Origin of the sequence: Microbacterium gallinarum (assembly GCF_014837165.1) — a bacterium.
GTDB classification, from domain to species: Bacteria; Actinomycetota; Actinomycetes; order Actinomycetales; family Microbacteriaceae; genus Microbacterium; species Microbacterium gallinarum.
Genome location: NZ_JACSPM010000001.1, coordinates 883,042 through 895,756, shown reverse-complemented (window position 1 = coordinate 895,756; position 12,715 = coordinate 883,042). Strand labels below are relative to the sequence as shown.

Annotated in this window: 14 protein-coding genes; 11 read left to right on the top strand and 3 right to left on the bottom strand. The window is 70.2% G+C overall.

Going from position 1 to position 12,715, the window contains the following annotated elements:
- Positions 1–34 precede the first annotated feature (34 nt).
- The 6 genes from H9622_RS04075 to H9622_RS04050 all read left to right on the top strand — a co-directional run bounded on the left by H9622_RS04075 (position 35) and on the right by H9622_RS04050 (position 4,553).
- Positions 35–208 (top strand): hypothetical protein, encoded by a 174-nt coding sequence (locus H9622_RS04075; protein WP_191765662.1) that lies wholly within the window; start codon positions 35–37, stop codon positions 206–208.
- Positions 209–314: 106 nt separating this feature from the next.
- Positions 315–647 (top strand): YciI family protein, encoded by a 333-nt coding sequence (locus H9622_RS04070; RefSeq protein WP_191764476.1) that lies wholly within the window; start codon positions 315–317, stop codon positions 645–647.
- 74 nt (positions 648–721) lie between these two features.
- A complete protein-coding gene (locus H9622_RS04065) occupies positions 722–1,339 on the top strand; it encodes a DUF1349 domain-containing protein (protein ID WP_318247021.1) in 618 nt (205 codons plus the stop codon).
- 136 nt (positions 1,340–1,475) lie between these two features.
- Positions 1,476–2,654 carry an acyl-CoA dehydrogenase family protein gene (locus H9622_RS04060; RefSeq protein ID WP_191764474.1) on the top strand — a complete coding sequence of 393 codons (1,179 nt, stop codon included), beginning with the start codon at positions 1,476–1,478 and terminating at the stop codon, positions 2,652–2,654.
- A gap of 1 nt (position 2,655) precedes the next feature.
- Entirely contained in the window at positions 2,656–3,561 is a 906-nt protein-coding gene (gene mmsB, locus H9622_RS04055) for a 3-hydroxyisobutyrate dehydrogenase (RefSeq protein WP_191764472.1), read from the top strand.
- Positions 3,562–3,776: 215 nt separating this feature from the next.
- Positions 3,777–4,553 (top strand): enoyl-CoA hydratase, encoded by a 777-nt coding sequence (locus H9622_RS04050; RefSeq protein ID WP_191764470.1) that lies wholly within the window; start codon positions 3,777–3,779, stop codon positions 4,551–4,553.
- A gap of 6 nt (positions 4,554–4,559) precedes the next feature.
- Here the strand turns inward: H9622_RS04050 and H9622_RS04045 are convergent, their stop codons facing one another.
- Positions 4,560–5,096, bottom strand: a complete 537-nt coding sequence (locus tag H9622_RS04045; RefSeq protein WP_191764468.1) for a MarR family winged helix-turn-helix transcriptional regulator — start codon at positions 5,094–5,096, stop codon at positions 4,560–4,562.
- Positions 5,097–5,338: 242 nt separating this feature from the next.
- Between H9622_RS04045 and H9622_RS04040 the strand changes: the two genes are divergently transcribed.
- The 5 genes from H9622_RS04040 to H9622_RS04020 are packed head-to-tail and all read left to right on the top strand — an operon-like array spanning position 5,339 to position 10,728.
- On the top strand, positions 5,339–6,115 hold the full coding sequence (locus H9622_RS04040; protein WP_191764466.1) for an electron transfer flavoprotein subunit beta/FixA family protein: 777 nt from the start codon (positions 5,339–5,341) through the stop codon (positions 6,113–6,115).
- A 13-nt stretch (positions 6,116–6,128) separates the two neighbouring features.
- Positions 6,129–7,094: an electron transfer flavoprotein subunit alpha/FixB family protein gene (locus H9622_RS04035; RefSeq protein WP_191764464.1), complete on the top strand. Its 966-nt coding sequence runs from the start codon at positions 6,129–6,131 to the stop codon at positions 7,092–7,094.
- A gap of 7 nt (positions 7,095–7,101) precedes the next feature.
- Positions 7,102–8,874, top strand: a complete 1,773-nt coding sequence (locus tag H9622_RS04030; RefSeq protein ID WP_191764461.1) for a cytochrome b/b6 domain-containing protein — start codon at positions 7,102–7,104, stop codon at positions 8,872–8,874.
- Between the two features lies 1 nt (position 8,875).
- A complete protein-coding gene (locus H9622_RS04025) occupies positions 8,876–9,685 on the top strand; it encodes an MBL fold metallo-hydrolase (protein WP_191764459.1) in 810 nt (269 codons plus the stop codon).
- Positions 9,682–10,728: an MBL fold metallo-hydrolase gene (locus H9622_RS04020; RefSeq protein WP_191764457.1), complete on the top strand. Its 1,047-nt coding sequence runs from the start codon at positions 9,682–9,684 to the stop codon at positions 10,726–10,728. Before H9622_RS04025 ends, H9622_RS04020 begins: the two co-directional genes overlap by 4 nt.
- Here H9622_RS04020 and H9622_RS04015 read toward each other — a convergent pair whose 3' ends face one another.
- The gene (locus tag H9622_RS04015) at positions 10,729–11,583 is read right to left on the bottom strand and encodes a fumarylacetoacetate hydrolase family protein (protein ID WP_191764455.1); all 855 of its coding nucleotides are present in this window, start codon (positions 11,581–11,583) and stop codon (positions 10,729–10,731) included.
- Positions 11,583–12,608, bottom strand: a complete 1,026-nt coding sequence (locus H9622_RS04010) for a cupin domain-containing protein (RefSeq protein ID WP_191764453.1) — start codon at positions 12,606–12,608, stop codon at positions 11,583–11,585. The genes H9622_RS04015 and H9622_RS04010 overlap by 1 nt, the downstream gene beginning before the upstream one ends.
- Positions 12,609–12,715 lie beyond the last annotated feature (107 nt).

Here is a 12,715-nt window from a genome sequence, read left to right as displayed (position 1 = left end):
GCGCCCAGCGGGGCTCGTCCGTAGCGTCGATGTGGTGACGGCAACCTCTCCGATCCAGACCACGCGCAGCGGGCTCTCCACCGCCGGCGCCCTGCTGCTGACGGTGGCGGGGAACATCCTCGTCGTCGTGATCGTGGGGATCGCGCTCGCGGCCGTCGCTGCAGCCGGTGCCGTCGTGTTCGGCCTTCCCGTCCTCGAGGGACTCTGAGCCGGACGCGCAGAAGGTCCGGTGCGAATTGTCGATGCGTGCCGCATCCGTCCGACGCCCCGTACGAGGGTGGTGTTCGGCCGCCCCGCCACGGAAGGATCAGACCATGAAGTTCATGATGTTCGTCGTCAGCGACGCCCAGCCCGACCAGCCCTCCGACGACTCGGACATCGACCTGTGGGTCGACCCGCTCGACGCGAGCGGCAAGCGCGTCATCGGCGAAGTCCTCGCGCCCGTGTCGGATGCCACGGTCGTGCGGGTGCGCGGCGGCAAGGTCCTCACCACGCGGGGGCCGTTCGCCGAGACGAGCGAAGTCATCCTGGGCTTCGACATCCTCGACGTCGACGGCCTCGAGGAGGCGATCGAGATCGCGTCGCGGCATCCGATGGCCCGCAACGGCCAGATCGAGCTGCGCGCCTTCGCGCCGTGGGACGAGTAGTCCGACGCTGAGGACGACCCCGGGCAGCGCGTCCCGGGGTCGGCCGGGAACGGCGGTCCGGAATACTCGTCGCTGTGACTGCTCCGATCGCGATGCCCGCCATCCCCTTCCCGCTCCACGCCTCCGATGACCGGCTCTGGACCATCGGCGCCGACGACGTGACGGTGACGGCCGCCCCGCACAGCGACCTCTTCGCCGATCCCAGCGGCGGGGGCCAGACCGCCGCCGAGTCGCAGATGAACGCGGCCACCCTCCTCGGTGAGCCGCCCGCAGGGGACTTCACCTTCTCGGCGCGCGTGCGGGTGGGGTTCGCGTCGACCTTCGACGCCGGCGTGCTGCTCGTCTGGATCGACGAGCACTACTGGGCCAAGCTGTGCTTCGAGCTCTCGCCGGATCGCGAGCCGATGGTCGTGTCGGTCGTCACCCGCGGGGTCTCCGACGACGCGAACGCCTTCGTCGTGACCGGCGAGGACGTGCACCTGCGGGTGTCGCGCATCGGTCGGGTGTTCGCGTTCCACGCGTCGTCGGGCGACGGCCGCTGGGTGTTCGTGCGGGCATTCTCGCTCCCCGGGGCGGAGTCCGCCCGCGTCGGATTCGAAGCGCAGAGCCCGATGGGCGACGGCTGCGAGGTCGCCTTCAGCGACGTCGACTTCTCGCAGCGCACCCTCGGGAATCTGCGCGACGGAAGCTGACCTCGCGGTCGACAAAGACGGGGTCCCTCGCAGATACATGGAAGTCCATGTAAAATCGGCAACGTGCCAACGATGGCACGGTGACTTTCATCAGGATGCCCCACGAAGGCGTTCCGGTGAGGCCGAAGGAGCAACGATGTCCATGACGATCACCACCCCGAGCGAAGCGCTCTCCGCGGACGAGCGCGCCGCGATCATCGAAGCGGTCCGCGAGTTCGCCGAGTCCGAGCTCGCGCCGCATGCGCTCGAGTGGGACGAGAACAAGCACTTCCCGCGCGACACGCTGGAGCGCGCGGGCGAGCTCGGCCTCGGTGGCATCTACGTGCGCGAGGACGTCGGGGGCTCGGGCTTGACCCGATCCGACGCCGTGGCCATCTTCGAGGAGATCGCCGTCGGCGACCCGTCGATCGCCGCGTACATCTCGATCCACAACATGGTCGCGTGGATGATCGACACGTATGGCACCGATGCGCAGCGCCAGGAGTGGCTGCCCACGCTCACGTCGATGCAGGGCTTCGGCAGCTACTGCCTCACCGAGCCGGGCGCCGGCTCCGACGCGGCCGCGATCACCACGAGCGCGATCCGCGACGGCGAGGAGTTCGTGCTGACCGGCGTCAAGCAGTTCATCTCGGGTGCGGGCGAGGCATCCGTCTACATCGTCATGGCGCGCACCGGTGAGCCCGGCGCTCGCGGGATCACGGCGTTCCTCGTGCCGGCCGACACCGAGGGGCTCTCCTTCGGCGCGAACGAGAAGAAGATGGGCTGGAACGCCCAGCCGACCCGCCAGGTGATCCTCGACGAGGTGCGCGTGCCCGCGGCGAACATGCTCGGGACCGACGGCCAGGGCTTCAAGATCGCGATGTCGGCGCTCGACGGCGGCCGCATCAACATCGCGGCGTGCTCCCTCGGCGGTGCCCGATGGGCCCTCGACCGCGCGACGCGGTATGTGCAGGAGCGCTTCACCTTCGGCGAAGCGCTCGCCGCGAAGCAGTCGGTCGTCTTCACGCTCGCCGACATGGCGACCGAGCTGCGCGCTGCGCGAGCGTTGGTGAGGGATGCCGCGGCCGCCCTCGACGGCGACGGCTCGGGCACGAAGGCCCCCGACGCGTCGATGCAGTGCGCGATGGCCAAGCGCTACGCGACCGACGCCGGCTTCCGCATCGCGAACGAGGCGCTGCAGCTGCACGGCGGCTACGGCTACCTGCACGACTACGGCATCGAGAAGGTGGTGCGCGACCTGCGGGTGCACCAGATCCTCGAGGGCACGAACGAGATCATGCGCGTCATCATCGGCCGCGAACTGCTGGGAGCCTGACATGCGCATCGCCTTCCTCGGACTCGGCCACATGGGCCTCCCCATGGCCCGCAACCTCGCCACCGCAGGTCACGAGATCGTCGGCTTCGATGTCTTCCAGGGCGCGATGGATGCTGCGGCCCAGGGCGGCCTCGCGGTCGCCGAGTCGGGGCCGGCCGCCGTCACGACGGCGCGCGCCGACATCGTGATCACGATGTTCCAGTCGGGTGCGCAGGTGCTCGACGCCTACCGCGGCGCCGATGGTGCGCAAGGTCTGCTCGCCGTCGCAGCCCCCGGGACGCTGTTCATCGACTCCTCGACGATCTCCGTCGACGACGCCCGGGCGGCGCACGCGCTCGCCGAGGCCGCAGGACACCGGTCGCTCGACGCCCCCGTCTCGGGCGGCGTCGTCGGCGCTGAGAACGCGACGCTCGCCTTCATGGTCGGCGGAAGCGACGACGACTTCGAGACCGCGCGCCCGGTGCTCGAGGCGATGGGCCGACGCATCGTGCACTGCGGCGGCGCCGGCCTCGGCCAGGCCGCCAAGGTCTGCAACAACATGATCCTCGCGGTCTCGCAGATCGCGGTCGCCGAGGCGTTCGTGCTGGGGGAGCGGCTCGGCCTCTCGCATCAAGCGCTGTTCGACGTCGCCTCCAACGCGTCGGGCCAGTGCTGGGCGCTCACCACGAACTGCCCGGTGCCCGGTCCGGTTCCGTCGAGCCCGGCGAACCGCGACTACCAGCCCGGCTTCGCGGGCGCCCTCATGAATAAAGACCTCGGCCTCGCGGAGCACGCGATCATGTCGACGGGGGTCGACGCGCAGATGGGCATGCTCGCGCGCCGCATCTACCAGGAGTACGCCGACGGCTCCGGCGCGGGCCAGGACTTCTCGGGCATCATCAACACGATCCGCGAGTTCTCTGACTGATCCCGCCGCTCACCCCTGGGTTCCCTGGGCCCCGAGTTCCCCAGGTTCCCCTGTCGCACAATGCCGCCCCGGGCGGCCCTTTGCGACAGGTGAGCAGCACCACCCCGGGCTCGCCTGTCACGAAGTGCGGCCGCGGGCGACACAATGTGACAGGCGAGCAGCGAGCAGCGACCACCGAGTGTCCAGCAACGAGTGACGAGCGACCGAGGAGAGACATGGCCGAGTACGAGACGATCCTGGTGGAGACGCGCGGACGCGTCGGGTGGATCACCCTGAACCGTCCTGAGGCGCTCAACGCGCTCAATACGCAGACGATGCGGGATGTCGTGGCAGCGGCATCCGCTTTCGATCTCGACCCGGAGATCGGCGCGATCGTGCTCACCGGATCGGAGCGTGCCTTCGCCGCCGGCGCCGACATCAAGGAGATGGAGTCCAAGAACGGGCTCGAGATGCTGATGGGCGACCACTTCGGCGGCTGGGCGCAGTTCGCGGCCGTGCGGACGCCGGTCATCGCGGCTGTGTCGGGCTACGCCCTCGGAGGCGGCTGCGAGCTGGCGATGATGTGCGACGTCATCCTCGCCGCCGACAACGCGAAGTTCGGTCAGCCCGAGATCAACCTCGGGGTCATCCCTGGGATGGGCGGATCGCAGCGGCTCATCCGCGCGGTCGGCTATTACAAGGCCGCAGAGCTGATCCTGACCGGTCGGATGATGGATGCCGCGGAGGCCGAGCGCTCGGGACTCGTCTCGCGCGTCGTCCCGGCGGCGGACCTGCTCGACGAGGCCGGGAAGACGGCCGAGGCGATCGCGTCGAAGTCGCTGCCCGCGCTGTACGCGGCGAAGGCGACTCTCGACGCGGCCATGGAGGTACCGCTCGCGGAGGGACTGAGGCTCGAGCGGCACGTCTTCGCGAGCCTGTTCGATACTGCGGATCAGAAGGAGGGGATGGCGGCGTTCCGCGAGAAGCGCTCGCCGGACTTCCAGGGGCGCTGAGCCCGGTCAGAGGGGGTCGGGCTGCGGGCGCGGGTCGGTGAAGTCGCCGGAGTCCTTGCGGAAGCGCGCGATGATCCGCACCAGCTCAGCGGTGTCGTCGTCGGTGAGGCCGACGTCCTCGAACACGTTCTCGTTGAGCGCGACCGTCGCATCCTCGACGAGGTCGAGACCGGCGGGCGTGATGACGAGCATCGCCGCGCGTCCGTCGATCGGGTGGGGCTCACGCGTCACCAGCCCGTCGCGGGCGAGCCGGTCGACGGTGTTCGTGACGCTGGTCGGGTGTACTTGGAGCCGCGCGATGGCGCTGGCCATCGGCATCCGCCCCGATCTCGTGAAGGCGAGGAGGCGCAGCATCTCATAGCGGGCGAACGAGAGCCCGAAGGGCTTGAGCGTCGCGTCGATGCGGGCGAACATGAGCTGCTGCGCGCGGATGACCGAGGTGACCGCGGTCATGCCGGCCGCGGCGGGCTCCCAGCCGTGCGCGATCCACTGCCTCTTGGCCTCGGCGATCGGATCGACCGGAAGACGCTTGGGTGCTGCCATGACGACCTCCTCGCTCTTACCGTAGCGTGCGAGAACTCGCGCGCTCCGCTCACTCAGTGCGACGACGGCTTGCTTCCGGCGCCCTCGCGTCGCCAAGGTGGTTGCGCACTCTTCGGTTCGCGGAATCCGCTCTCTGTGTATACATTGACGGGGCTCCGCGCGACTCGTTACCTGCCTGCAACGCTCGATTGGGTACATTCTTCGCCGCGTCTTAGACTCGTGCCCAGCGTGAGGAGATCTATATGAGGATCGTCGTCCTGGTCAAGGAAGTCCCGGATACCTACGGGGACCGCAAGCTGTCTTTGGAGACCGGCTTGGCGGATCGAGGGGCATCGGAGGCGGTGCTGGACGAGATCGGCGAGCGGTCGATCGAGGTCGCCCTCTCCTACGCCGACAAGAACCCCGGCACCGAGGTCGTGGTGCTTTCGATGACGCCCCAGTCGGCGCAGGCGACGGTGCGCAAGGGCCTGGCGATGGGCGCCGCCTCGGCCGTGCAGGTCGTGGACGAGGCGCTGCTCGGCGCCGACCTGGGCCTGACGGCGGAGGTGCTGGCGGCTGCGGTGCAGCGCACCGGCTTCGATCTGGTCATCGCCGGCAACCAGTCCACGGACGGCTCGGGTGGCGTGATCCCCGCCATGGTGGCCGAGATCCTCGACGTGCCCGCCGCGACGTACCTGACGTCGGTCGAGATCGGCGAGGGCACCGTGTCGGGCACCCGCGCCGTCGAAGGCGCGACGATGAACGTCTCGACGACGCTGCCGGCGCTCATCTCGATCACCGAGGCACTGCCCGACGCGCGCTTCCCCAACTTCAAAGGCATCATGGCGGCGAAGAAGAAGCCGTTCGAGACGCTCTCGCTCGATGACCTCGGCATCGACCCGCACGACCCGAACGCCTCGCGGTCGATCGTGATCGGGCTGTCCGAGAAGCCGCCGCGCGAGGCCGGCACGAAGATCGTCGACGAGGGCGATGCCGGCGAGAAGCTCGCGGAGTTCCTGATCCAGAACCGGCTCGCGTAAGGGTGCGTGTGAGATGACGTTTGCTGAAGATTCGATTCTGGTCCTGCTCGACGTGATGCCTTCGGGCGAGCTGGCGAAGTCCGCCGCCGAGGTGCTGGGAGCGGCCGCGCAGGTCGGCACGCCGGTCGCCGTCGTGGTCGGCGACGAGAAGCTGGCGACGGATGCCGCGGCCCTCGGTGCCGGCACGGTGCTGGTCGCGCCCGCCGGCGACGGCCTGGTCGTGCCGATCGTGGACGCGCTGGACGCCGCCGCGACGCTCGTGCGCCCTGACGCGATCCTCGTGTCGCACTCGGTCACAGGACGCGAGGCCGCAGGCCGGTACGCGGCGCGCACGCGGTCGGCGATCGCGGTCGACGCCGTAGGCGTCTCACGAGACGACGAGGGCGTGGTCGCGCACCACTCGGTGTACGGCGGCGCCTACAACGTGCAGGCCGCGGTCACGTGGGGCGCGCCGGTGATCACGATCCGGCAGGGTTCTGTCGATGCCCGTGCCGAGGCCGTCGCATCGCCGCAGGTCGAGATGCTGCAGGTGACGCCGTCGGGCCGGAAGTCGGCGACGGTCGAGTCGGTGGATGCGGCAGTCGTGTCGTCGTCGCGTCCGGAGCTGCGCGGCGCGGCCAAGGTCGTGTCGGGTGGTCGCGGTCTCGGCTCGAAGGACCAGTTCGCTCTCGTGGAGCAGCTCGCCGATGCCCTCGGCGCCGCCGTCGGCGCCTCGCGCGCCGCCGTGGACGCGGGCTACGTTCCGCAGGCCGCGCAGGTCGGGCAGACCGGTGTCTCGGTGGCCCCGCAGCTGTACGTCGCGCTCGGCATCTCGGGCGCCATCCAGCACAAGGCCGGTATGCAGACCGCCAAGACGATCGTCGCGATCAACAAGGATGCCGACGCCCCCATCTTCGAGGTCGCCGACTTCGGCGTGGTCGGCGATCTGTTCCAGGTCGTGCCGCAGCTCATCTCGGCGCTCGAGGCGAAGAAGGCGTAGCGGCGTCATGGCGACCTACGGCACGACCCTGCGCCGCGGCCTGCCGCGCGTGGCCGGCGGCGAGCCCTGGCCGCCGAACGGCGAGGCGCCCGACGGCGTCGGCGCGCCCGCCGCGGCCGGAGCTCCGGCGGCCCCTGAACCTGTGGCTGCCGCCCCCGCAGCTGCCGCACCTGCCGCGGCCGTCGCGGATGCGACGCCTGCGGCTGCCGCTGACACTGTGTCCGCCGCCGCATCCGAGTCCGCCGCGGCCGCTGCGCCGGCTGTCGGGGATCCGAACGCCGCACCCGTAGTCACGGCTGCGCCGGCTGCGGCTTCGGGAGGGCGCGCGATCCGCCGCGGCCTGCCGCGCGTGCCGGGCGGTGAGCCGTGGCCGCCTGCCGGCGCCGCGCCCGCTGCCTTGCCCCCGCCGTCCGCTGCTGCGCCGGCTGCGCAAGCCGCTGAGGCTCCCGCGGCAGGTGCCGAGGCATCCGCTCCCGCCGCTGCCGTGGTCGAGGCCGTCGCGGCGGCAGTCGCGCCGGCTGCCGCAGCCCCCGTTGCCTCGGCTCCTGGTGGCGACGGCGGTCGCCCCGTGCGCCGCGGCCTGCCGCGAGTGCCCGGCGGTGAGCCGTGGCCCCCGGCCGGATTCGCCCCCGCCGCGCCCGCGCCCGCTGCGGAGGCGCCCCCGGCTGCGGAGGCGCCGCAGGCTGCGGCATCCGTCTCCGCCCCCGCCGCCCCGGCGGCTGCAGCCGTCGCCGTCGCTCCCGAGCCCGCACGCACGCCGTCGGGCGTCCCGCTGGACCGGCCCCTGCCCTTCACGCGCACGGTGTGGCCCGGAGCGTACGCGAAGACCCGTCAGACCCCGCGGCCGGAGCCCGAGCGCATCGGACCGTTCACCAAGGCCCAGTGGGCCGGTGCGGTGATCGTGGGCGGCGGTGGACTGCTGTTCGCCGCAGGCATGGCCGTACTCGCGGTGCGCTGGCTGCTCAGCACGCAGTGGGGAGCCGACTTCCTGGCGGCCTACCCGGGCGAATACCACCTGCCCGAGGGGGCTCCGGTCGGGTTCCCGGCGTGGCTCGGATGGCAGCACTTCTTCAATGTGTTCCTGATGATCCTGATCATCCGCTCGGGTCTGAGGATTCGCGGCGAGAAGCGGCCCACCGCATTCTGGACGCCGAAGTGGAACAGCAAGCGCAAGATCAGCCTGACGATCTGGTTCCACCAGTCGCTCGACATCCTGTGGCTGGTCAACGGCGTCCTCTTCGTGGTGCTGCTCTTCGTTTCGGGACAGTGGATGCGCGTCATCCCCACCTCATGGGAGGTGTTCCCCAACGCGATCTCGGCGGCGTTGCAGTACGTGTCGCTGGACTGGCCCACCGAGAACGGCTGGGTGAACTACAACAGCCTGCAGCAGATCGCCTACTTCACGACGATCTTCGTCGCCGCGCCGTTGGCAGCGATCACGGGAGCGCGCATGTCGGGCATCTGGCCGAAGAACGCGGCGGGGCTGAACAAGGCATACCCGGTCGAGTGGGCGCGCGCCGTGCACTTCCCGGTGATGCTCTACTTCGTGCTGTTCATCTTCGTGCACGTCGTGCTGGTGTTCGCGACGGGAGCGCTGCGCAACCTGAACCACATGTATGCGGCGCAGGGCTCGGTCGATCCGAACGCCTATGCCGACAACTGGGCCGGATTCTGGATCTTCTCCGTCTCGCTCGTCGTGATCGCCGCAGCCTGGGTCGCCGCCCGGCCGCTCGTGCTCGCGCCGATCGCCCGCTTGTTCGGCACCGTCTCGAGTCGCTGACATGACGCCGTCCGCCGATCACTGGACGCGGCTCGTCAGACGGCTGCTCGCGCCCAATCCGGGCCCGATGACGCTGGGCGGCACCAACTCGTTCGTCATCGCGGCGCCCGGGCACGACGGCGTCGTGGTCGTCGACCCGGGTCCGGAGGATGCCGCCCACCTGGAGCGCCTGGCGGGATTCGGGACGGTCGAGCTCATCCTCCTCACGCACCACCACGCCGACCACGTCGAAGGCGTCGACTCGCTCGTCGCTCTCACCGGCGCACCGGTGCGGGCGTGGCGGGCCGCACTGTGCCGGAATGCAGAGCCTCTCGCGGCGGACGAGGAGATCGAGGCCGCCGGCACGCGCATCCGCGTCGTAGCCACGCCCGGTCATACGACGGACTCGGTGAGCTTCCACCTCCCCGACGATGCCGCGATCGACAGTCCCGCGGCAGGGGGGACGATGCTCACGGGCGACACGATCCTCGGCAGCGGGACCACCGTCATCGCACACCCCGACGGCGCCGTCGGTGCGTATCTCGCGTCGCTGGACGCCCTGGAGGCGTTTGGCGCCATCCCGGTGCTGCCGGCCCACGGGCCGATGCTTCCCGACCTCCGTGCGGTCTGCCGCGCGTACCGGTCGCATCGGGAGCAGCGCCTCGACCAGGTGCGCGGCGTCCTCGCGGCGCTCGGAGTCGAAGCATCCGACGATCCCGCCCTCGTCGAGGCCGTCGTCGATCGCGTCTACGGCGAGATCGATCCCCGCGTGCGCTTCGCCGCGGTGGCGTCCACGCGCGCGCAGCTGGACCACCTCGCGGCCACGGCGTGATCACCCCGGTCAGCCAGGCGGAGTTCGTCGCGCAGGCGGAAGGGCGCCTTCCCGCGATGGAAGAGGTCGCCGAGGGTGTGTGGTGCCTGCCGCTTCGCATCGCTCCGGGGCGCATGCCGTTCTCGCTCTCGTATCTGGTGAGGGATGCCGAGGGCGGCGTGCACGTGGTCGATCCGGGCTGGGAGCTCGACGCCAACGTCGACGCCATCGACACGGCGGTGCGTGCGATCGCGGGCCGCGGCGCACGGATCGCATCGCTTGTGGTGACCCACCTGCACCCCGATCACCTCGGCCTCGCGGAGCGCCTCCGCCAGCGCGACGGCGCGCCGGTCATCTTCCACCGGGCGGAGCAGCGGGCTCAGGAAGTGGTCGCGACGCGCGCTTCCGATCCCGGTCCGATCCAGGCGGACATCGAGGCGTGGGGTGTGCCGGAGGGCAGCCGCGCGGAGATCGCGCGCTTCGCCCAGGCATCCGCTCGCCCCGTCGTCATCGCGGACGTGCTCGTCGACGACGACGACGTGCTGCCCATTCCCGGGCGCACCCTGCGCGTCATCCATACGCCGGGCCACACCCCGGGGCACATCTGCCTCGTCGATGAGGCGGGAGGCCTCCTCTACACCGGCGACCACATCCTGCCCACGGTCGCGCCGGGCGTGGGCCTCGGCGGCCCGACCGTCGACAACCCGCTCGAGGCGTACCTCGACGGCCTCGCCGCGATGCGTGCGTACGACGACCTCGTGGGGCTTCCCGGTCACGGATACCGGTTCCGTGGGATCGCCGAGCGGGCGACCGAGATCGCGCGGCGGCACCTCGGGCGGTCGTTCGAGGTAGCGCAGGCGCGCGAGGCGGATCCGGATGCCTCGGTGTGGGAGATCGCCTCGAGGCTCAGCTGGTCTCGCGGATGGGAGAACCTCGCGAGGCACCACATCGTCTCGGCCCTGCGCCAGACGGCGATGCACGTGCGGCTGATCGCCGACGGCCGCCTCGACGACATGCGAAAGGCCTGGGGTGAGGACGTACCCCACCCCAGACCCTCAGCGTGATCAGGCGCGCGCGACCACCGGCATGGTGAGCTCGCCGACCTCGGGGATCGTGAGCACGACGGTGTCGCCGGGGACGATCTGGCCGACGCCCTCGGGCGTTCCGGTGGCGATGATGTCGCCGGGCTGCAGCGTCATCACCTCCGAATACACCTCGATGAGCTTCGCGATGCCGTAGATGAGGTACGACGTGTTCGACTTCTGACGCTCCTCGCCGTTGACGGTGAGCCAGAAGTCGAGCTTCTCGGGATCGTCGACCTCGTCGGCGGTCACGATGTACGGGCCGATCGGCGTGAAGGTGTCGAACGACTTGCGGAACGACCGGTCCTCCTCGCCGCGGAGCGTGATGTCGAGCAGCGGGGTGTAGCCGAACACGTAGTCCAGCGCGTCGTCGGTCGACACGCGGCTCGCTTTCTTGCCGATGATGACGCCGATCTCGGCCTCGTGGTCGAAGCGGCGGTCCTCCCACGGCAGCTCGATGGCGCCGTCGGGCCCGACGATCGACGTGGCGGCCTTGAGGAAGCCCTTGCGAACCTCGGCCGTGAGGATCTGGCGGCCGACGTACACGCCGGCGTCGCCGCCCATCTCCTGCTGGTGCTTGTGGTAGTTCACCGGCGCGGCGAAGAGGTTGCGCGGACGGGGCTGCGGCGCTCGCAGAACGGCATCCGCCTCGGGCACTCCGCCGCCGGCGGCGACGCGCTCCGCGGCGGTCGGCTTGACCGCATCCCAGTTCGCGATCAGCGCGTTCATGCGCTCATCGGCCGGCGTGTGCCCGGGCACGAGGTCGGTGAGGTCGACGATCGTGCTGTCGGATGCAAGCGCGCCGACTCGGTCGTCGTCGTAGACGCAGACGCGCATCAGGCAGCGCCCCGCTCGCGCCAGAGGCCGAGGGCGGTGATCGCCGGACGGTCGGTGTAGGAGAAGAGCACGGCGTCCTCCGTCGTGTCGTTGTGGTGGGAGTGCTCGTACCAGAGCGGGATGGCCAGGGTGTCGCCCTTGGTCCACTCGATCTTCTGGCCGTCGACGATCGAGTAGCCGCTGCCCGAGACCACGTGGTACACGGTGCTGTGGGTGTGGCGGTGCGACTTGGTGTCGACGCCGGGGCGGATGAGCTGCAGGTAGGCGGAGATGGTCGTCATGACCGGGCCGCCCGTGGTCGGGTTCTTGTACTCGACGATGATGTCGTCGTACGGGTCGCCTTCGAGGTCGCGCAGGTACTCGAGCGCCTCCAGCGCATCGGCGAGCTTGTAGACGAGCGGCTGCGTGAGTGCGTGCGGCTCTCCCCAGGTCTTGGCCAGCATGCCCTGGACGTACGGGGCGGGCATGGGCTTGTCGACGGGCTGGAAGTCGCTCTCCTCGTCGATGATGTACTGGTTCAGGCGGCTGATCAGCGGCGAGTCCAGGCCGTCGAGCCAGATCATGGGGCCGTCGCCCTCGTGGCCGTGCTCGTGCCAGTGCAGGGCCGGGGTGAGCAGGAAGTCGCCCACCTCCATCGGGACCCGCTGGCCGTTGACGACGGTGTAGGCGCCCTCGCCCTCGACGATGAACCGGAGCGCCGAGGGAGTGTGGCGGTGGGGCGGCGCGATCTCCCCCGGGAGCACGAGCTGCAGCGCGGCCCAGAGCGAGTCGGTGGCACCGGTGCGCTGGTCGGGACGCGAACCCGGGTTGCGGAAGCCGAGTACGCGACGGAGGGCGTCCTCGAGCGGCACGACCTCGCCTGCCTGCATCATCAGCTCGCGGGCCTGCTCGTAACGCCAGATGTGCGGCACGAGGTTCGTCTTGGCCTCGGGGCCGAGCCCTCCCATGAGCTGCCAGAGCGGGGAGTAGTGGTTCTCCTGGAGCTCGGCGTAGAAGCGTTCGGTGTCGGTTGTGGTGGCAGTCATGGCGACTCCGTTCTGTTATGCAGACTCACATTCCTTTATCTAGAATTGTGCATCGTCGATGTCGGGCCGTCAAGCGCGGCGAAGGATTAGCATGTGAGTCGTCTGCG

Coding starts and splice junctions, on each gene's coding strand:
- H9622_RS04070 (WP_191764476.1), top strand. CDS start 315: ATGAAGTTCATGATGTTCGTCGTCAGCGACGCCCAGCCCGACCAGCCC.
- H9622_RS04060 (WP_191764474.1), top strand. CDS start 1,476: ATGTCCATGACGATCACCACCCCGAGCGAAGCGCTCTCCGCGGACGAG.
- mmsB (WP_191764472.1), top strand. CDS start 2,656: ATGCGCATCGCCTTCCTCGGACTCGGCCACATGGGCCTCCCCATGGCC.
- H9622_RS04050 (WP_191764470.1), top strand. CDS start 3,777: ATGGCCGAGTACGAGACGATCCTGGTGGAGACGCGCGGACGCGTCGGG.
- H9622_RS04045 (WP_191764468.1), bottom strand. CDS start 5,096: ATGGCAGCACCCAAGCGTCTTCCGGTCGATCCGATCGCCGAGGCCAAG.
- H9622_RS04040 (WP_191764466.1), top strand. CDS start 5,339: ATGAGGATCGTCGTCCTGGTCAAGGAAGTCCCGGATACCTACGGGGAC.
- H9622_RS04035 (WP_191764464.1), top strand. CDS start 6,129: ATGACGTTTGCTGAAGATTCGATTCTGGTCCTGCTCGACGTGATGCCT.
- H9622_RS04030 (WP_191764461.1), top strand. CDS start 7,102: ATGGCGACCTACGGCACGACCCTGCGCCGCGGCCTGCCGCGCGTGGCC.
- H9622_RS04025 (WP_191764459.1), top strand. CDS start 8,876: ATGACGCCGTCCGCCGATCACTGGACGCGGCTCGTCAGACGGCTGCTC.
- H9622_RS04015 (WP_191764455.1), bottom strand. CDS start 11,583: ATGCGCGTCTGCGTCTACGACGACGACCGAGTCGGCGCGCTTGCATCC.
- H9622_RS04010 (WP_191764453.1), bottom strand. CDS start 12,608: ATGACTGCCACCACAACCGACACCGAACGCTTCTACGCCGAGCTCCAG.